Consider the following 18,557-nt stretch of genomic DNA (forward strand, 5'->3'; position numbering starts at 1 on the left):
ATCGAGACGAAAGACGCTGAACCATGTGACTGTCCGGGATAGGGCGCTACGGGCTGGGACACGCATCGAGGCTGTTCAGCCAGTGATGCACCAAACCTGCCTGCTCGACCTTGTCCATCAGGCGCACCACGGATTCGCCGAAAACCAGTTCCGGCTCCGCCAGGGCTTGCCCGGTGGCACGCGTTGCGGACCCAGCGCGATGCCGTGCGCGATGCTGAACTATGCATCGTGCACATGCCGGATATCCCAGTTGAGTCATACCGGCTGCTCGACGAAGCCTTCGACCCAGACCTTGATGCCGTTGATCCCATCCGGTCGCAGCTCGTCTGGCCGACGATCTCGTTGAGGCTGTTCGACGCCGAAACGTTTTCCACGCCGGGGTCCCTCGTCACACAAATTGCGGAAGCCCCGTCTTTACTACCCTTCACAGGGGTCGCTGGCGATGAAGATCAAACGCGACACGCTGGGCGCGGCGCGTCAGGGGTGAACGGGCCGGTCCCTCGAGACGAGAGGCCTACGCCTCTATCTGGTCCTCTCTTCCCGTCTCTGCCGCTCGGCCCGACACTGCTTCAAAGTCGGCTATCGCAAGTACTACGGCCATCAAGTCAGCCGACACATCTGGTCGGCGGACATCTTCAAAAGTCTTTGAGCCGTTACATCTAATCAATTCTACGCGACAACGGATCAATTCTGTCGAGGCGGCGACCCGCATCATAGCTACCAGCGCGCACGGCCTGCCTTCGCAGACACCGGAGCCTACCAAGGAGAACACCATGCACTTCCTCGACGGGGCCCTGCTGCCCGAAAACCAGGAAAAACTTGTCATCACCGCCGCGCCTTATGGCCCGCAATGGGAGCCGGGCGACTTTCCCTCCGACATCCCGGTCACGATCGAGGAACAGGTGCAGAAGGCAGTGGACTGCTACAACGCCGGCGCCACCGTGCTCCATTTCCATGCCCGCGAGGACGATGGTTCTGGCTGCAAGAACCTCGACCGCTTCAACGAGCTGCTATCGCGCCTGAAGCAGGCGGTGCCCGACATGATCATCCAGGTCGGCGGCTCGATCTCGTTCGCGCCGGTCGAGGAAGGCTCGCCCGCCGAGTGGCTGAGCGACGAGACGCGCCACATGCTGGCGCGTCTGAAGCCGACGCCCGAGCAGGTCACGGTGGCAGTCAACACCGGCCAGATGAACACGGTTGAGATCATGACCGCTGAGGACTGCGCGGGCACCTCGTTCGAGCGCAAGGCGGTCTATGACGCCTACGAAGAGATGATCGTTCCGGCCGGGCCGGCGTGGTTGCGCGAACACCTCGCCCAGCTGGCGGCCAACGGCATCCAGCCGCACTTCCAGATCACCATGAAGTCGGGCCTGGTCACCCTCGAGCGCCTGATCCGGCGTGGCCTCTACAAGGGGCCGCTCAATGTGAACTGGGTCGCGCTCAGCGGCGGCTTCGACAACCCGGACCCCTACAGCATGATGGAGTTCATTCGCCTTCTCCCCGATGGGTCGACGCTCACACTGGAATCGCTGATGCGCGCCACCCTGCCGGTCAACACCATGGCGATTGCCATGGGCCTGCACGTGCGCTGCGGCATCGAGGACACGATCTGGGGCCCCACCGGCGAGCCGATGTCAAGCGTGAAGCAGATCGAACAACTGGTGCGCATCTCGCACGAACTGGGACGGGGTGTCGCCTCGGCCCAGGAGGCGCGCGCCATCTTCAAGATCGGCACGCAGTACCAGACGACCGAGCAGACGCTCGCCGAGTTGCGTTATCCCACCGCTCGCCGTCCGGTCAGGCCGGCGCTGGCCGAACGCAAGGTGGCAGCATGAAAGACCTTCATGTAGTGACAGTTGTCACGGTGCCGGGGCTGCGCGAGGAAACACCGGAGCACTGGCAGGCGCTGCTGGCCGGCGAGCTGCCCAACGTGCGCTCGCTCCCTGCTCTGGGGCGCACCAACATTGACCTGAATGCGCGGGTAGCGGCGATCGACGCCGCAGTACTGGCGGCCCCGGCGCCCGTTATCATCGTGGCGCACAGTGGCGGATGCATTGCGACAGCGCACTGGGCGCGTCGCACCGGCCGGAAGATCCTCGGCGCCCTGCTGGCGACGCCGCCGGACCTGGAGCAGCCTCTGCCCCCCGAATTCCCTGCGCTGTCGGCTTTCGCCGAAGCAGGCTGGACACCTATGCCGAAGGGGCCGCTACCTTTCCACTGCATCGTGGCGGCGAGCCGCAACGATCCGCTGGGACAGTTTGCAAGGGTGACGGACATGGCGTCCGGCTGGGGCGCGGAACTGGTCGACCTGGGCGAGGTCGGGCATCTGAACCCAGCGTCGGGCTATGGGCCATGGCCCGCAGCATACGCGCTGATTCGCAGGCTAGCCCAACGCCAAGCCGTGTCGGGAGTCCTCGCATGAGCCCAAGCCAAACGCCCACTTGTGACGCCTTGCGCGCGCAAGGCCACTGGAATCCCGATTGGGACGCCATGGCGTCTCTGGCGCCTGACTGGACCGAGCAGTTTATGCGCATGGTCAGCATTCCACTGAACTCCCCCGCGCTCGACTCGCGGACCTTCGAGCTGGTCTGCATCGCGATCGACGCGTCTGTGACCCACATGTTCGCGCCCGGCACGCGACGCCACATTCGCCGAGCGCTCGATCTCGGCGTGAGTGCCGACGAGATCGTCGCCGTGCTGCAGCTCACCGCCACGTTGGGGCTGCACACTATGAGCATGGCGGCGCCCCTGCTGCAGCAGGAGTTGCGCGAGCGCCAGGCCACGGCCAACGAGTCGGCATGACTATCGTTCTACCCTCTCAGGAGACTGCCTTGAAAGCCACCAGCAACCCCCGCATCGACCAGCAGGGGAGCCGCATGACCTCGGTTCAACAGGTCGAATAACTCGCGCGCATCGCTAACTAGTTGGGCCAGCGGCAAGGAAGCGCAGTAGATCCAAAAGCTCGGCGGTGCATTACAACACAATTGATGAACCGCGGGCCGCTTTGGCATGGCACCCAAACGCAAGCCCGGGAAGCTTAACGTACTGTTCCGCTTCCTCGCATAAGCGGGGGTAGCTGATCTGTGCCGTTGGCATCCTCTCTGGAAGAGGATTGCCAACACGGCAACCTGGATCGCTGGATTCCAAGTGTCGGCGCTCGTGGAGCGGTTACTGAATTACCTCACTGCATATTTGAAAGGACACGATGACTCTGCCTGACAAAATGACACTGAATACTGTACGCCGTAGTCTTGTGCGCGCCATGATGGCCGGATTGTTTGCGGCTTCGACGTCGATTGCTGTGGGCCAGCCTTTGGCAGACCGCCCCATTCGCATCATTGCCGTTGGCACGCCGGGAGCGACGGCGGATATTCTTGCGCGAGTAGTGGCCGACTCCTTGACCAAGAGCTTAGGACGACCCGTCGTCGTGGAACCCAAGCCAGGGGCGGGTGGTGCTGTGGCCATGGAATCCTTTTTGAGAGCGCCTGCAGACGGACACACCTACCTGCTGTCCATCAGCAGTCTGGTGTCGGAGCTGCCCTACACGTTCAAGCCTAAGTACGATCCGTTTACAGCGATTCGGCCGCTGGTGGAACTGGGAAGCATGGGCGCGATGCTAGTGGGCAATATCAACCTGCCACCCAAAAACTTTCAGGAGTTGGTTGCCTATGTGAAGTCCAACAAGGGGAGGGTCAATATCGGGTCGTTCTCGCCGGGAACGATGTCGCACATACTAGGACTCCAATTGAACCAACTGGCGGGGCTCGATATGAATATCATCCAATACAATGGGTCCACTCCGGGATTGGTGGATGTTATGGCGGGAAACGTCCAGTTTCAGATGGATGTGCCATTGACTTCCGTGCCGTTAATCAAAGCGGGAAAACTCAGGCTATTCGGCGTCAGCTCGCCCAAGCGCTCCGAATTGATGCCAGAAGTCCCGACTTTCGCCGAATTGGGGTATGACGCGATGACACGGACCTCCTGGATGGGGCTATGGACGCTCCCTGGTGTTCCGGATGCGATCCAGCAACGTATCCGGGGCGAAGTTTTGAAAGCGTTAAATACGCCAGAGATAGGCGAACGGCTCTCCTCGCTAGGTCTGAGTGTGACGTCCAAAAATGCGCGCACTCCCGAGGAATTGTCCGTTAGCTTGAAAAAAGACTACAAAACAACGGGCGAAGTGTTGCAGGCGGTGGGCTATAAGCCTCAGTAAGCCCTCCGGCGGACCATTCTGGCATTCGTGAGGCGTCGATCTTTGAGAGGAGGACGCAGTGAATTGGGACGCCGAACAGCCCTTCGCCAGTTCGTCATGATCGCTGACAGTATCTAAGGGCGTGCTTGGTGGGGCGGCAACAATGTCGCCACCCGTCTGTCGCTGCGGCGATTTGGCGACGACGAGGACCTCAAAGGGACGGCATTCGTTCTTGCATCTGCGGCGGGCAAGCACATCACGGGGCAGGTGCTGGCCGTGGCGATGCGGCAGTGTCATCGTTGGGTAATGCGCACCGGCGCATGCCAGCATCGGACGACGCGCTCACATGGACTTCCAGTCATCGGCCAGTGATAAGACAACTCGCAAATTCAGGAAGGTGCCTCTTCGATCGGCAGCCGGAGGGGGCGTACTCCCTGGGCCAATGGATGCCAGGCGATCCCGATAGCTCTCCTTTTATCGCCCGATCATCGAATCTCTACTCATGCGGCAAGACAGCAAGGGCTTCGCCGGGAGGATGAAGAAGACGAGACTGGGTTTTTTGTCATGGTCGGCGCAGGATGCGGTACGGCGCTGGCTTAGACCAGCGTCACCCTGTACGTCGTTGCCGACGCCAACCTGGAGTTGGCCAACCACGTGGGCGTGGCGCCAGCCCCGGCCAATGGCTACAATCCCGGCCCAGGCAACAAGGTCTACCGGATGAACTCGGGCGGCTTGTCAGGCTCGCGTTGGGGCTTGCGAGGCAGGGAAGACCTCGGCAATGGGATGTCGTCGCTGTTCGTGCTGGAAGGCGGCTACGACGAGGACGCCGGCACCTCGCAGCAGGGCGGTCGGCTGTTCGGCCGCTCGGCGTACGTCGGTCTCGCGAGCAAAAACTATGGACAGGTGGCCTTTGGCCGGCAGTACGCGTCGCTGTGGCAGTACACGTCGCTGTTCGACTCGATGTCGAACTTTGTGCCGGCGCTCTACGCCACGCCTTATGAGCCCAGCGCTTTACTGCTGGGGCCTAACTATCGTGAAGACAACACGGTCAGGTACAAGGGCGCATTCGGTCCGCTGACCGCATCGTTGCATTGGTCGTTCGGCGTCGGTCTGGCTGTGCCGCAGACCAGCCCATTGCTGGTTGCCGGTGGCGGTAACGGTGAGGTGCCTGGTCAGTTCCGTCGGAACACTGGTTACGGCGCGGGCCTGTCCTTTATCGCCGGCGGCATCAGCATCTCGGCAGGCTACGACCAGTTCAACCCTGCTTTCGGCAACGGCACGGGTACCTTCAAGAACGCGGCAATTGCAGGCGGCTATGCCTTTGGCAATGCCAAGGTCATGGGCGGTTATCGCTGGGGTCAGAACCGCGGAGCGAACGGCAGCATGGTCAAGCGCGACGACTACTACTGGATCGGCGGCCAATACCAGGTGACGTCGGCGCTGGGGCTGATCGCGGAGCTTCCTACGACAATTTCAAGAACCTGTTCGGCAACCAATCGATACCCGATCCCTGGCAGATCAACCTGATCGGCACCTACTCGATTCTCGAAGCGCCCGATGTCTATCTGACGTCGGCCTATTCGAAAAATGCAGGACTGGGACTGGATTCGCTGGCCAACGGCTTCGCCAGCAGCCTTGCGCTGGGCAACAGCAATACCCTCGGCCGGGGCGAATCCAACGTGCTGGGGATCGCGCTGGGCGTGCGCCACAAGTTCTGAGTGCGCCGGGAGACCGGCAGGGGATAACCCCTGGAATGGCGCACTCGTCTGGGGAAATGTGCAAGGGCCGCTGCCTGCTCCGCAGAAAATTATCCGGCGCGATGCCCGGCCGGCCCCTCTTGATATCACCCTCGTACCTCTGTGCGAACAGAAAAACTGCCGTTGCTTGCCGCAGCTGCGCGCGTCGTGTCGCAAATTGGTAAGTCAGTGTCCTGGCCAGATATGCGTGGCAGCGTGGAACGCCAGATACTTGTCGACCCGAAAGTTGGACAGTCAGCGAGAGCGTCCTCTTGGGACTGCGGCGCAATACATCTGCGTTCCGCACGACTTGAAGTCACCACTACCGGAGATTCCGGAATCTGCTGCGGACCGCAAACGGCAAAGCCGATGAGCGTGACCCGAAAGGGCGGTTTCTTTAACAACCAAAAAACCGATAAGTGTGGGCACTTGATAGCGAATGCGAAAGACTTCGGTCTGTCCGCTCAAAAGTCATCAGTGCTCACACTGCAAAACGCGACTGGATTTTCGGATTTGGTCAGCGGGTGTTCCGAGCTTAGGGGGCCGCTCGAAAGAGCGAGCAGTTGACTCACGCGTTGCCTGACCGGGAAGGACACCGAAAGGTCGACCTTCGGGGGTAATGCCGTTCAGTCAACATACCGTCGTTCCCGCGTAGGCGGGAAGCCAGTGACTTCAAACGACGCTGGATTCCCGCCTGCGCGGGAATGACAGTAGTGGTTGATACCTTAACTGAACGGCATTACCGCCCTTCGGGGAGTTTGACGGGTGGATGAAGCTGTCCATGGCGTCAGCCGGCAGCCCATCGACCTGACTGGAGTCAGGATCGGGACAAGGCCGGCAAGAGCATTTATTCCCTGCCGCGCCCGCGCCGGCAAGCCACTCAGCGGGCTTCAGGTTCGAGTTCGCAATCGAGCGAGTTGACGATGCGCGCTACCGCACAATAGAACGCGCCGGTCGCGAGCAGTTCCATCAGGTGCTTCTCTCCGAAACGCTCCAGCAAGGCCTTCATGGTCGGCGCGCTCGCGCCGCTGGCATGCGTCAGGTCGTCCGCGAGCTGTAGCACCAGGGCTTCGTCAGCGTCGAACAGCGCGCCATCCCGCCCGTCCGGCAATGCGGCCAGCTGCGCCGGCGTGACGCCTTCGGCCCGCGCCATATGCACGTGGTGTCCGTATTCGTACCCGGATTCGTGCCGCAAGGCGATCTGCACGATCAGCAGCTCGCGCAGCTTGCGCGAGACGGACAGGTCGTTGCGAAGGCCGCGCGAGCAAGGCGCCCACGCCTTGGCGAGCGCGGGGGACCAGGCCATCATCCGCCAGACGTTTAGCACCGTGCCTTGCTGCTTCATCTTCTCGAAGACGTCCTTCAGTTCGGGGTCCACGGTGTCCGTATCGACCATCCTCATGCGTGCCATGCTCTTGCCTCCTTCAGTTTTCAGTGTCCCGCGACAAGCGAAATTATGACGATTGGCCGGTCGGCTGCTATTGATCAGCGGTCACATAAACTTGTTCTTTTGTCTCACGCTGGCGCGCCCGCCTGGATTGAATGAAGCTGGTGTCGAAGCTGGCGTGGAACCAGTGCGCAAAGGCGCTGGCTGAGGAGAAACCGAGCATCGAGGCCGCGTCTTCCAGCGAATGGTCGCTGTCGTCGCGCAGCGTCATCGCCCGCTCGCGGCGGACGGAATCCAGCACCGACTTGAACTGCTCGCCTTCGAGGCTCAGGTGCCGGTGCAGGGTCTGCCGACTGACACCCAGGTGCTGCGCAACCTTGTCGGCCGTGCAACGGCCGCTGCCCAATAAGGCCGCGATCAGGTGGCGCACGGTTTCCTTGCACCCCGGCTGGCGTTGGCTGAGTGAGGAGTCCATGAAGCGGCGCGCGAAACTCGCGAGCCCGGTCTGCGTCGAGGTCAGTGCACGGGTCATGTCGCTTGCCGCGCAGACGATTCCGTTGAAGTCGCCGTTGAACTCGAGGCGCTTGCCGAGGAAGGAACGGTGAAAGCTCAGATCCCGTGGCGGCCGATGGGTGAAGCAAACCATACGAGGCTCCCATTTGGGCCCCAGAAGGTCGCGCAGCACCTGGAACATCACGCCGACCGTCAGCTCCATCGCCTGGCGCGTCGGGACCGATTTGCCCAATATCAATTCCTCGCGGATGACGACAACGTCGTCTTCTTCATCCACCCGGGCTAGCAGAGCGTCGCTGAGCACACGGTTGTAGCCCAGCAGCGTCTTGACCGCTCTCAGCGCCGTGCTCTCCTGCTTGATCACGAGGCTGACGGGGCCGAGTTCCCAGATATGGCGGCGGCTGGCCAGCCTGAGGCCGAACGCCTCCATGTCCGAGGTTTGCGCGCAGTGGTTCAGCAAGCGGCATACCGCCTCCATGCCGATCAGGGTCTCGCTGTCGTCGAGACACCGGCGCGGCAGGCCTGCCTTGCGCATCATCGCCAAGGGGTCAAGTCCAGCCGACTGCGCCAGATCGGCGAAGCCCGTCAGGCTGGCACTTCGAATGAGGTGGGGCTGGTCGGTGGACATTTTCAAAAGTTTTTGAGCTGTTACATCTAATCAATTCTACGCGACAACGGATCAATTCTGTCGAGGCGGCGACCCGCATCATAGCTACCAGCGCGCACGGCCTGCCTTCGCAGACACCGGAGCCTACCAAGGAGAACACCATGCACTTCCTCGACGGGGCCCTGCTGCCCGAAAACCAGGAAAAACTTGTCATCACCGCCGCGCCTTATGGCCCGCAATGGGAGCCGGGCGACTTTCCCTCCGACATCCCGGTCACGATCGAGGAACAGGTGCAGAAGGCAGTGGACTGCTACAACGCCGGCGCCACCGTGCTCCATTTCCATGCCCGCGAGGACGATGGTTCTGGCTGCAAGAACCTCGACCGCTTCAACGAGCTGCTATCGCGCCTGAAGCAGGCGGTGCCCGACATGATCATCCAGGTCGGCGGCTCGATCTCGTTCGCGCCGGTCGAGGAAGGCTCGCCCGCCGAGTGGCTGAGCGACGAGACGCGCCACATGCTGGCGCGTCTGAAGCCGACGCCCGAGCAGGTCACGGTGGCAGTCAACACCGGCCAGATGAACACGGTTGAGATCATGACCGCTGAGGACTGCGCGGGCACCTCGTTCGAGCGCAAGGCGGTCTATGACGCCTACGAAGAGATGATCGTTCCGGCCGGGCCGGCCTGGTTGCGCGAACACCTCGCCCAGCTGGCGGCCAACGGCATCCAGCCGCACTTCCAGATCACCATGAAGTCGGGCCTGGTCACCCTCGAGCGCCTGATCCGGCGTGGCCTCTACAAGGGGCCGCTCAATGTGAACTGGGTCGCGCTAAGCGGCGGCTTCGACAACCCGGACCCCTACAGCATGATGGAGTTCATTCGCCTTCTCCCCGATGGCTCGACGCTCACACTGGAATCGCTGATGCGCGCCACCCTGCCGGTCAACACCATGGCGATCGCCATGGGCCTGCATGTGCGCTGCGGCATCGAGGACACGATCTGGGGCCCCACCGGCGAGCCGATGTCCAGCGTGAAGCAGATCGAACAACTGGTGCGCATCTCGCACGAACTGGGACGGGGTGTCGCCTCGGCCCAGGAGGCGCGCGCCATCTTCAAGATCGGCACGCAGTACCAGACGACCGAGCAGACGCTCGCCGAGTTGCGTTATCCCACCTCACGCCGTCCGGTCAGGCCGGCGCTGGCCGAACGCAAGGTGGCGCGATAAGCGACGCAAGACTCCGCAGCGCCGACACTGCTGCCGGTTCCCGGTCTGCGCCACGAGGCACCGGGCCACTGGCCAGCCTGCAGCGAACGCACTGGTCGGCGAGCCGGCGCTGCACGCGTCTATGCCTGGAGTTAGATCGTCCGCAGTACACCGCGTCGTGTGAAAAAAACCGAGGAGATATCCATGAATGCTAGCCTTGCGTCTTGTCGTTTCGCGCTCGGTGCGTTGTTGCTGGCCTGCTCATCGCTGGCCCAGGCCTGGCCCGAGCGGGCCATCAAGATCATCGTCCCCGCGCCTGCCGGCGGAAACATGGACGCGCCGGCTCGCATCTTTGCCAGCTATTTGTCCAAGGAAGTTGGCCAACCTGTCATCGTTGAAAACAAGGCGGGCGCCGGAGGCTCCATCGGCGTGCAGGCGATGCTGAACGCGCCTGCCGACGGCCATGTCATCCTGTACACCAGCTCGAACGTGCTCACCGAAATACCGCACGTCATGAAGCCCCCCTACGACCCGATGAAGGACGTGCGGCCGGTGGCGGCGCTCACCCAGTACCGTTACGTGCTGGTCGTTGCGCAGGACTACCCCGCAAATGACCTGGCCGGCATGGCGCGGCAACTCAAGGCTGCGCCGGACAAGAGCAGCTTTGCTTCCCCGAGTCCCGGAACGATCGCACAGCGCGGTGGTGAGATGCTCAATCTCAAACTCGGCGTGAACATGCAGCACGTGCCATATTCGGGTACTCCGCCCGCGCTGCTCGCGGTGATGTCCAATCAGGTCACGATGTGTCTGGACAGCGTCGTGACCTCGGGCCCCCATCTGCAGAGCGGCAAAATCAAAGCGCTGGCCATCGCGGGCACCACCCGCTACCCCGGCATGCCGCAGGTTCCGACCTTCGCTGAACAGGGTTTTCAGGAGTTCAATGATTTCAGCAGCTGGCAGGGCATCGCGGTATCTCCCAAGGTGCCAACAGCCGTGGTCGAAAAGCTCTACGCCGTCACGCGCCGCATCGCGGGTCTGGCGCCGTTCCGCGACCAGGTCGCCAAGCTGAGATTCGAGCCAATCATGCCCGAATCGCCGCAGCAATTCGCGCAGCGCCTGCAGTCGGACTACGACCACTTCGACGCGCTGAACCGCAAGGTGACCCTGAAGCAGTAAGACCATGACAAACCTTGATGGAAATGATCCAGCGATGAAAGCAGCCATGATTATTCCGGGCCCGCAAGGCGGCCACCTGGAAATTCGCGAAATTCCCCGCCCGACGCCGGGTCCCGGCCAAGTGGTGGTACAGGTGATGGCCTCGGGCCTGAACCGGGGCGAACTGATCCGGGTAGGGGAAGCGAAAAGCGGCGGCCCGATATTGGCCGGCATCGAGTTCGCCGGCATTGTCAGCCAGGTCGGACCTGATGTGCACAGCGTGCGTGAAGGCGACCGCGTCACCGGCCACGGCTGGGGCGGCCAGTCCGAGTATGTGCTGGCCGAGGCGCGCGCGCTGATCCCGATCCCGGCCACGCTGTCCTGGGTCGAGGCGGCCGCATTCCCCAACGTGTTCATCAGCGCGCACGACGCGCTCGTCACCAACGGCGAGTTCCATTCCGGCCAATCCGTGCTGGTAAATGCCGCCACCGGTGGCATGGGACTGGCCGCCGTCCAACTCGCCGCCCAACTCGGCGCGAGCCAGGTCATCGCCACCTCGCGTTCGGCGGCCAAGCTGGCGCGACTGCGTGAATACGGCGCGACCCACACCATCGATGCCTGGCAGTCGGACACCGTGCAGGCCGTGAAGGACGCCACCGACGGCCGCGGCGTGGACGTGATCATCGACTCGCTGGGCGGCGCGGTGTTCGACACCAACCTGAAATGCCTGGCCGTGCGCGGCCGGCTAGTCATCATCGCGCGGATGAGCGGCGTCGATACCGCCCAGGTCGACATCAAGCACATGTGGGTCAATCGGCTGAAGCTTGTCGGGACCACCTTCCGCACCCGTACCGAGGAAGAACGGCTCGCCTTGATCGAAGCGTGCGCGCGCGATGTGCTGACGCTGCTGCGCGAGAATCGCCTCAAGATGCCGGTCGACCGCCTGTTCGCACTCGACGACATCGCGCAGGCCCACGCCTACATGGCAACCAACCAGCACTTCGGAAAAATCGTCCTGGCCGTCCACAAGAGTGTGATGGCGGCTGCCGCGCCAATCACCATGTCGCAGACTGCGACGAAGGAGCTTGCATGACCGTAAAAATCACACCACTCACCGGCTCGATCGGTGCCTCGGTCGAAGGCGTTTCGCTCTCGGAGCCCTTGACCGACGAACGGTTCGAGCAACTGAGCAAGGCATTCCTGCAGCACTGCGTGCTGGTATTCCGCGAGCAGCCGCTCAAGCCAGCGGCTCAGCTGGATTTCATCCGTCACTGGGGCGAGCCGGTCGTTCCGGCCTTGCTGTCCAAGCTGCGGCTCGATGAGTATCCCGAAGTGGTCCAGATCCGAACGGCGCCGAAGGCGCTGATTTCGACCGAGGCCTGGCACTACGATGCGCCGCACACGCCCGTGCCGCCCAAGATCACCATGCTCAGCGCGCAGGTGGTGCCGGCGGGTGGCGACACGATGTGGTGCAACCAATATCTCGCCTACGATAGGCTGACTCCCGTCATGCAACGCATGCTGCAAGGCTTGCGCGTCCATTTCCGCGCCGTGCGGCTGGCCCGCTCCCAAGGCGTGTGCGAGTCGGATGTGCCCTCCGCCGTGCATCCGATGGTGCGCACGCATCCGGAGACCGGCCGCAAGGCGCTCTACATCGGGCATCCGGACAATGTGATGGGCATTGAGGGCATGACGGAGGCCGAAGCCCGGCCCTTGCTGAACTTCCTGTATGAGCACAGCACGCAGCCGGACAACATCTACCGCCACATGTGGAGCGTCGGCGATGCGCTGATGTGGGATAACCGGTGCACCATGCACTATGCGGTCCACGACTACGGCAACCAGGAGCGTTTTTTGAACCGGGTCACCCTGAAGGGCGAAGTGCCCGCTTGAAAAGGGCTTTGCTTGGCGGCGCGGCTGCTGTGGGTCGGCAAAACCCCAAGCAGCCGGTATCGCCTTTTGTTTAAGGCGCTCGAGGCCGGGTCGACCGCGTGGATGGCATCCGGAAGTCACGCATCGAACGCGACTAGCCCTGCTGCGCTATCCAACGCATCTCGTAGGGCGACCCCGGCAGGTAGTGTCCTTGCAACCAGAGGTTCTTGCGAATCAGCGTGCAGCCGCTTGAGAACCTTGTTCAAGGAAGGGAAGTTGAAGTATCGGGACGTCAGTGACTGACTGCACCACGCCACACGCGTTCATCCGGACGCTTACCCGGGGGCCTTCGGCAAGCAACCGGTGTGGGTGTCGTAGCGCCTTGCCCTGAGAGGCAGCTGACCTTCTGCCCCGCTTGCGCTTGCGCGAGCGGGGCAGAGGTAGTGGCGAGCGCTGGCTGGACTATGTTGTCGGGCCGCCAGAAGAAAACCAATCAAATCAGAAAACACGGAGGAGAGCATTCATGAGGAAGACGATTTTCGGATTTGCGGCCGTCTGCGCATGCGGTGCAGCCGAAGCGCAGTCCAGCGTCACGCTGTACGGCGTCATTGACACCAACATCGAATACGTCAACAAGGTCGGTGTGGTGCCCCGGTCGACCAATAATTTCAGTTCCGGCCAGGGTCAGAAGGTCTTTCGTGAAAATGCAGGGGGCTACTCCGGTTCGCGTTGGGGCCTTCGCGGCACGGAAGACCTGGGCGGCGGGCTGAAGTCGGTCTTCGTTCTGGAAGGTGGCTTTAACAGCGATACCGGCACCGTACAGCAAGGCGGCCGCCTGTTCGGTCGCCAGGCGTTTGTCGGGCTTGGCTCGCAGATGGGCCAGATCACCGTTGGCCGCCAATACCACTCGCTGTTCAGCACGCTCGCCAACTTTGTCCCGGCTCGATATGCCACCCAGTATGAGCCGGCCGCCCTGATCGTCGGTCCCAACTTCCGCGAGGACAACACGGTGAAGTACACGGGCGCGTTCGGCCCGCTTACGGCCTTTGCGCACTGGTCGTTTGGCGTGGGAACATCGCTGCCGCAGATCAATTCCACGATTCCAGCGGCAGGCGGCAATGGTGAATTGCCTGGGCAGTTTCGCCGCGACACGGGCTACGGTGCAGGCCTGACCTATGTAATCGGGCCGGTGGGATTGGGCATTGGCTATGACCAGTGGAATCCGACGATCGGGACCAACAATGGCACGTTCAAGAAGGCCGCTGTGATGGCCAGCTACGCCATCAACAGCACGGCAAAAGTGATGGGTGGTTACCGCTGGGGGCGGAACAATGCGCCAGACGGTACTCTGCTGCTTCGGGACGATTTCTACTGGATTGGTGGCCAATACCAGGCTACGGCGAATATCGATTTCACGCTCGAGTACAATTACCAGAATGTAAAGAGCATCGGCGGCAGCAGCAATTTTGCCAATCCCTGGCAGATTGCCCTGATTGCTGACTACCGGATCTCGAAGCGCACCGACATCTATCTGACCACGGCTTATTCGAAGAACGCCGGCCTGACTTTGGATTCGGCTGCGAATAACTACGCCACCAGTCTTGCGCTCGGTAACAGCTACGCGCTCGCCAGCGGTCAAACCTCGATGCTTGGCGCCGCCGTGGGTATCCGTCACGTGTTCTGATAAGCGCTCGATGATCCGGGACTGGAGGGGAGCACTGTCGGGGACCAGCGAAGGCGGCCTATTGCAGCCTGTTCTTGGATGGGCTGATTGAAGGGAAGACGGTGCTTGTCACAGGTGGAGCGGGCGCGGTCGGCCATTACGCCGTGCAGCTTGCGAAATGGGGAGGCGCTCGTGTCGTGACCACGGAGCTCTGCGGAAAAGGCTGCCCACGCATGACGGGGTGGAGCGCACGAGGTGGTTGACTACACCAGGGACGATGTTGCCGAGCGAATTCTCGACTTCACAGCAGGAAAAGGCGTCGATCGCATCGTCAATGTAGATGCCATCGGGAATATGAAGCTTGGCTTCCAGGTGGCGGCCGAGCATGCGACCTGGGTCTCATATGCGATGGGCCCGGATCCAGCGGAAGCCTTGCCAATTGTCTCGCTGATCCGGCGCAATCTTTCCGCGCGAGGGCTTTACCGTTCGGGCATGCCAATCGAAATTCGCAGGCAGGTGCAGGGCGGAATTTGCCGATGGCTGGGCGGGGCCCCTGATGCTCTCCACGCAGTCGACCGGTCATTTGCCCTGCGCGATACCGCCAAGGCGCATCTCGCGGTCGAGGCGCGCAGAAAACTTGGCACCGTTGTCGTGCGTTGCGACTGGGTGTGAGAAGACTATCTTGCTTCCGTCGCACGGCAGTATCCCGAGTACGGTTTTATGCTGAGCATCGAGCGGTCGACGCTTTTACGTAGACTTCGGATGCTCCTGCGTCACCACATAAATCTTATCGCTTACAGCGAACTCAGAAACGCGAGAAGGTCGGGTTTCGGTTTCCATGATCTCGCATGAGCAGGCTCGATCCCAGCATGCTGCCAGAACATTTCCAGGGCATCGCGCTTCATCTGAAGGTTTGTCTCGATGTAGCGTCCGGTTGTCGCAATGCTCGCATGACCAAGATAGTCGCGAATCACCGGCAAGGCGTTACCCGATTGCAGCAATCCGACAGCACAACTGTGCCTCAGTACATGTGGCGTGACCCGCTTATGAGCGAGCGCAGGCAGTTCCCGAGCCGCGGCTTGCACGTGCCGGCGCAGAATGTAGGCAATCCCATCACGACTTAGCGCTTCTCCATGGCGATTGAGAAAAACATGAGGCTGTGTGCCCGGATGGTTGATCGTTCCTAGCCGGCGAAGCGCATCGGCAGTCTCGCGCCACAACGGCAGGAGTCGATCCTTGCGACCTTTACCGTGGAGCCGGACCTGCCGTGGAGAGGCTAGTTGCAGGTCGTTCCAGCAAAGACCCGCCGCTTCACTGACACGCGCGCCGGTATTGTAGAGAAACAGCAGTAATGCGTAGTCGCGATGCCCACGAATGGTCTTTGTGTTGGGCGTTGCAAGAATCGCACGGACTTCATCAGCTTCCAAATAGGTCGCCGGCTGATGTCGTGCCTTCTTTGCCGGAATTGCGAGCGCTCCGGCATACTGATGCGAGTGAACGATGTCTGTGCGCAGCAGGTGTTTGAAGAAGCTTCGAATAGCGGTACGTCGACAGTTGCGCGTTGCCACCGAGTTTGACCGGTCCGTCTCGAGATGAAGGAGGAATCGGGAAACCGTTGCAGCATTCATGTCACCAAGATCAATAGCCGAAACGCTGCACCCCTTGTTCGTCGCGACGAACTCAAAGAAAAGCTTCAGGGCATCGCGATAGGCGCGCACCGTATGGATGCTAGCACCGCGCGCGCGTTGCAGGTAATCGGCAAAGAACGACTCGACCCGAATGAACAAGGCCGCGGATGGTGCATTCTTCATTCTGGACTATGCGCATGGCGCAGATGATTCTGGAGCTGTCTGCTGGCGAGATCCAGCAGTTGTGGTGTCGCCTTCAGGTAGACCTCTGTACCGAGCACGTCCTGATGACCGAGATAGGCAGATAGTAAGGGTAGCTTTGCGTGGACATCCACTCCGGTAGATGCCCATGCCGTGAGACGATGCACCGCGAAGGCGTGGCGGAACTCGTACGGTCTCGGTCCGATCCTGCCGGCGGGTGGTTTGATCGCCAATTGCCGAAGCAACCGCCGAATTGCCTCCGATGCGGACTTCACCGTAAGTGGTGTGCCGTCCAGACGAATGAACAACGCTTGCGGTTCTTTGACGCGACGATTCCGAAGGAGCTGTCGACGTGCCTCCAGGTATTGATGCAGCTCCCTGGCCAGATCCGGGCGAAACGCCACGATGCGGGATCGCCCTTTACTGTGCGACACCAGGAACGTGTTGCGGCGGAGATCTACGTCCTCCATATTCAGGTGGACCGCTTCTCCCAGTCGCAGGCCAGTGCAGTAAAGCACCAGCATCAATGCGCGAAACATTGGCCCCCAAATCCAGCGACCGCGATGGCTGCTCGCCGCATGCAGGAGCCGAAGCACTTCTTCATGCGAGAAGATGTACGGGAGAAACGGCGATTCCTTGACTGGCGCGAGCGCATGTTCGGGAACATATCCGCGCGGATCGGTGCGGCGCCTGTAAAGGCACAACTGGCGGACCACCCCGAATTCCTGGCTCACCGTGACGGCCTTGCGTCCGGCGACGCGCGACGACCATCTCCGGATAGCCTCATCAAGTGCCACGGTCTGCTCGCCCCATTGTTCGGCAATGAACAGCACGAAGCCGTTGAGCACAAACTCGCCGCGGTGATATTGCACGCCCATGGCACGCCGGAAGTTCAGAAAGTTCGCTGCATCACGGGCCAGCCCTCTCGCTGTCACAAGCGTTCTCATGATGGCACCGGCAGTGAAACGTCCCGCAACGACTCCGTTGCAATGCGTACGTATGCAGAAATGGAATCCGGGTCGCGATGGCCAAGAATATCGGAGACTACCCGCGGGTCCGCACCAAGGTCAATTTGACGTGATGCGTTGGAGTGACGCAGCACGTGGCTGCCGAGGTAAGTAGCTGTCAAGCCGGCCACGGTGGCATGCTTGACCACGATGTGCCTGACAGCGGACGCGCAACTCAGAGGGGCGAATGGCAACTTGCACTGAAGAAATAGATAGCGGGTCGTTGCGTGTGGTGGTCTTCCGTCGCGAAGATAGAGAGCCAGTGCCCTCGCGACGGCCGGCAGCAGCGGTAACGTGAAGGCCGTTCCGGTCTTCGGTCGAATCACCCGAAACGTGGCGGCGCTCCAGTTGATATCGTCAAGTCGCAGCCCGATCACTTCGCCGGCGCCGAAGCCATAGGTGCTCATCATTAGCAGTATCGCGTAGTCGCGCAGACCACACGGATTTGACCGGCTAACGGCATGGAGCAACCGCTGCACATCCTCCCACGGCAGCGCCCGACGTGGACGCTCATACTTTGGCTGTACGGGCGCTATTACTGAATCGGCGAGATTGCGCCGGCTGCGAGCGGTGGCAATCAGAAAGCGCGCGAAAGACCGGATGCTGCCAGCGATGTCGGCCGTCGTGGTACGGGCGTATCGATGACTGCAGTCAACGAGAAACGTATCGATATCAACCAGAGTCATGGAGCGCCACGTCTGACCGCACTTGCGAAGATGCTCCAGAAAATAGCCCATGTGGATCAGCCTCTTGTGCACAGTCGTCTGCGGGCTGCCGCGATGTGCTATGAGGTGATCCGTGTATGCGCGCAGTACCCCCGTCGCAGGGCAACTGGCAACCGGCGCAACCCGCCAGGGCGGCGCTTCCCTTCCGAGCACGCAATAAACACGATTCAATGCGTGAACCGCAGTCCTAGCGTTCGCCGCTGCGTCGGGACCTATATCATGCCGTCGGGAATACCAATCGACGAAGCGACGTGCACCATAGAGAGTCAACTGGGCTTGCTCGTGCAGTCCGCGCTGGTCGCAATATGCCCTGAAGCGCCTGATCCACCGGAGATACACGTAGGCACTGCCGTCCTTTACGGAGCGGTCGTCACGCCACACGTGGATGATCTCGCTCGTCGTCGGGGACGGCCTGGATCGGCGTGTATCGGTCGGATCAAGCTGCATAATGTTTGCTCAAAGTTGACCGCTGCAGCGTAGATCGGCTCGCGCCTCCCGTCAGGCCCCGTGTCTTGTTGGTCAAGCGCAGGACGGATCCACACGCCTCGCTGCAATCTCAGAAAACCCAGCGGTGCCGGTAGTTCGCTGAGTATCTGTGGTGGGAGCGCATGCCTCAACTCCAGTAGCGTCCGGTACGGGCTGGCTTCGCCGGGCATGCGGCACCTT

General features: G+C 61.5%; 16 protein-coding genes and 1 pseudogene. 12 read left to right on the forward strand and 5 right to left on the reverse strand.

The features are described from left to right. Positions 1-773 precede the first annotated feature (773 nt). From CTP10_RS32575 to CTP10_RS32600, 6 genes and pseudogenes are all read left to right on the forward strand, one after another. A complete protein-coding gene (locus CTP10_RS32575) occupies positions 774-1,835 on the forward strand; it encodes a 3-keto-5-aminohexanoate cleavage protein (RefSeq protein WP_116323907.1) in 1,062 nt (353 codons plus the stop codon). Further along, positions 1,832-2,422, forward strand: a complete 591-nt coding sequence (locus CTP10_RS32580; RefSeq protein ID WP_116323908.1) for an RBBP9/YdeN family alpha/beta hydrolase — start codon at positions 1,832-1,834, stop codon at positions 2,420-2,422. Before CTP10_RS32575 ends, CTP10_RS32580 begins: the two co-directional genes overlap by 4 nt. Then, positions 2,419-2,802 (forward strand): carboxymuconolactone decarboxylase family protein, encoded by a 384-nt coding sequence (locus CTP10_RS32585; RefSeq protein ID WP_116323909.1) that lies wholly within the window; start codon positions 2,419-2,421, stop codon positions 2,800-2,802. The genes CTP10_RS32580 and CTP10_RS32585 overlap by 4 nt, the downstream gene beginning before the upstream one ends. A 403-nt stretch (positions 2,803-3,205) precedes the next feature. Continuing rightward, positions 3,206-4,216: a Bug family tripartite tricarboxylate transporter substrate binding protein gene (locus tag CTP10_RS32590; protein WP_116323910.1), complete on the forward strand. Its 1,011-nt coding sequence runs from the start codon at positions 3,206-3,208 to the stop codon at positions 4,214-4,216. A 162-nt stretch (positions 4,217-4,378) separates the two neighbouring features. Then, positions 4,379-4,474: pseudogene (locus CTP10_RS32595) on the forward strand (gluconate 5-dehydrogenase); the annotation flags it as partial. A gap of 363 nt (positions 4,475-4,837) precedes the next feature. Next, positions 4,838-5,722 (forward strand): porin, encoded by an 885-nt coding sequence (locus CTP10_RS32600; protein WP_334223338.1) that lies wholly within the window; start codon positions 4,838-4,840, stop codon positions 5,720-5,722. A 1,089-nt stretch (positions 5,723-6,811) separates the two neighbouring features. On the opposite strand, the gene CTP10_RS32605 is transcribed toward CTP10_RS32600, so the two are convergent. Then, positions 6,812-7,342 (reverse strand): carboxymuconolactone decarboxylase family protein, encoded by a 531-nt coding sequence (locus CTP10_RS32605; RefSeq protein ID WP_114135222.1) that lies wholly within the window; start codon positions 7,340-7,342, stop codon positions 6,812-6,814. A 67-nt stretch (positions 7,343-7,409) separates the two neighbouring features. Then, the gene (locus tag CTP10_RS32610) at positions 7,410-8,459 is read right to left on the reverse strand and encodes an AraC family transcriptional regulator (RefSeq protein WP_116323911.1); all 1,050 of its coding nucleotides are present in this window, start codon (positions 8,457-8,459) and stop codon (positions 7,410-7,412) included. 140 nt (positions 8,460-8,599) lie between these two features. On the opposite strand from CTP10_RS32610, the gene CTP10_RS32615 reads away from it, so the two are divergent. The 6 genes from CTP10_RS32615 (at position 8,600) to CTP10_RS32640 (ending at position 15,002) form a co-directional block, all read left to right on the forward strand. Next, on the forward strand, positions 8,600-9,661 hold the full coding sequence (locus CTP10_RS32615) for a 3-keto-5-aminohexanoate cleavage protein (protein WP_271816172.1): 1,062 nt from the start codon (positions 8,600-8,602) through the stop codon (positions 9,659-9,661). A gap of 183 nt (positions 9,662-9,844) precedes the next feature. Continuing rightward, positions 9,845-10,816, forward strand: a complete 972-nt coding sequence (locus CTP10_RS32620) for a Bug family tripartite tricarboxylate transporter substrate binding protein (RefSeq protein ID WP_116324031.1) — start codon at positions 9,845-9,847, stop codon at positions 10,814-10,816. A gap of 34 nt (positions 10,817-10,850) precedes the next feature. Then, the gene (locus tag CTP10_RS32625) at positions 10,851-11,888 is read left to right on the forward strand and encodes a zinc-binding dehydrogenase (protein ID WP_116324032.1); all 1,038 of its coding nucleotides are present in this window, start codon (positions 10,851-10,853) and stop codon (positions 11,886-11,888) included. Further along, positions 11,885-12,688, forward strand: a complete 804-nt coding sequence (locus tag CTP10_RS32630) for a TauD/TfdA dioxygenase family protein (protein ID WP_116324033.1) — start codon at positions 11,885-11,887, stop codon at positions 12,686-12,688. The genes CTP10_RS32625 and CTP10_RS32630 overlap by 4 nt, the downstream gene beginning before the upstream one ends. A gap of 502 nt (positions 12,689-13,190) precedes the next feature. After that, positions 13,191-14,351: a porin gene (locus CTP10_RS32635; protein WP_116324034.1), complete on the forward strand. Its 1,161-nt coding sequence runs from the start codon at positions 13,191-13,193 to the stop codon at positions 14,349-14,351. 234 nt (positions 14,352-14,585) lie between these two features. Continuing rightward, positions 14,586-15,002, forward strand: a complete 417-nt coding sequence (locus CTP10_RS32640) for a hypothetical protein (protein ID WP_271816174.1) — start codon at positions 14,586-14,588, stop codon at positions 15,000-15,002. Positions 15,003-15,124: 122 nt separating this feature from the next. Here CTP10_RS32640 and CTP10_RS32645 read toward each other — a convergent pair whose 3' ends face one another. Genes CTP10_RS32645 through CTP10_RS32655 form a run of 3 tightly spaced genes read right to left on the reverse strand, consistent with a single transcriptional unit; the run spans position 15,125 to position 17,903 of the window. Further along, positions 15,125-16,141: a site-specific integrase gene (locus CTP10_RS32645; protein ID WP_116324049.1), complete on the reverse strand. Its 1,017-nt coding sequence runs from the start codon at positions 16,139-16,141 to the stop codon at positions 15,125-15,127. Next, a complete protein-coding gene (locus CTP10_RS32650; RefSeq protein ID WP_116324050.1) occupies positions 16,138-17,106 on the reverse strand; it encodes a tyrosine-type recombinase/integrase in 969 nt (322 codons plus the stop codon). Before CTP10_RS32650 ends, CTP10_RS32645 begins: the two co-directional genes overlap by 4 nt. Beyond that, positions 17,103-17,903, reverse strand: coding sequence for a site-specific integrase (locus CTP10_RS32655; protein WP_271815750.1), 801 nt, complete (start codon positions 17,901-17,903; stop codon positions 17,103-17,105). Before CTP10_RS32655 ends, CTP10_RS32650 begins: the two co-directional genes overlap by 4 nt. Positions 17,904-18,557: the final 654 nt, after the last annotated feature.

The organism is Cupriavidus sp. P-10 (assembly GCF_003402535.2).
Classification (GTDB): domain Bacteria; phylum Pseudomonadota; class Gammaproteobacteria; order Burkholderiales; family Burkholderiaceae; genus Cupriavidus.

Coding starts and splice junctions, on each gene's coding strand:
- CTP10_RS32575 (WP_116323907.1), top strand. CDS start 774: ATGCACTTCCTCGACGGGGCCCTGCTGCCCGAAAACCAGGAAAAACTT.
- CTP10_RS32580 (WP_116323908.1), top strand. CDS start 1,832: ATGAAAGACCTTCATGTAGTGACAGTTGTCACGGTGCCGGGGCTGCGC.
- CTP10_RS32585 (WP_116323909.1), top strand. CDS start 2,419: ATGAGCCCAAGCCAAACGCCCACTTGTGACGCCTTGCGCGCGCAAGGC.
- CTP10_RS32590 (WP_116323910.1), top strand. CDS start 3,206: ATGACTCTGCCTGACAAAATGACACTGAATACTGTACGCCGTAGTCTT.
- CTP10_RS32605 (WP_114135222.1), bottom strand. CDS start 7,342: ATGGCACGCATGAGGATGGTCGATACGGACACCGTGGACCCCGAACTG.
- CTP10_RS32610 (WP_116323911.1), bottom strand. CDS start 8,459: ATGTCCACCGACCAGCCCCACCTCATTCGAAGTGCCAGCCTGACGGGC.
- CTP10_RS32615 (WP_271816172.1), top strand. CDS start 8,600: ATGCACTTCCTCGACGGGGCCCTGCTGCCCGAAAACCAGGAAAAACTT.
- CTP10_RS32620 (WP_116324031.1), top strand. CDS start 9,845: ATGAATGCTAGCCTTGCGTCTTGTCGTTTCGCGCTCGGTGCGTTGTTG.
- CTP10_RS32625 (WP_116324032.1), top strand. CDS start 10,851: ATGAAAGCAGCCATGATTATTCCGGGCCCGCAAGGCGGCCACCTGGAA.
- CTP10_RS32630 (WP_116324033.1), top strand. CDS start 11,885: ATGACCGTAAAAATCACACCACTCACCGGCTCGATCGGTGCCTCGGTC.
- CTP10_RS32635 (WP_116324034.1), top strand. CDS start 13,191: ATGAGGAAGACGATTTTCGGATTTGCGGCCGTCTGCGCATGCGGTGCA.
- CTP10_RS32645 (WP_116324049.1), bottom strand. CDS start 16,141: ATGAAGAATGCACCATCCGCGGCCTTGTTCATTCGGGTCGAGTCGTTC.
- CTP10_RS32650 (WP_116324050.1), bottom strand. CDS start 17,106: ATGAGAACGCTTGTGACAGCGAGAGGGCTGGCCCGTGATGCAGCGAAC.
- CTP10_RS32655 (WP_271815750.1), bottom strand. CDS start 17,903: ATGGGCTATTTTCTGGAGCATCTTCGCAAGTGCGGTCAGACGTGGCGC.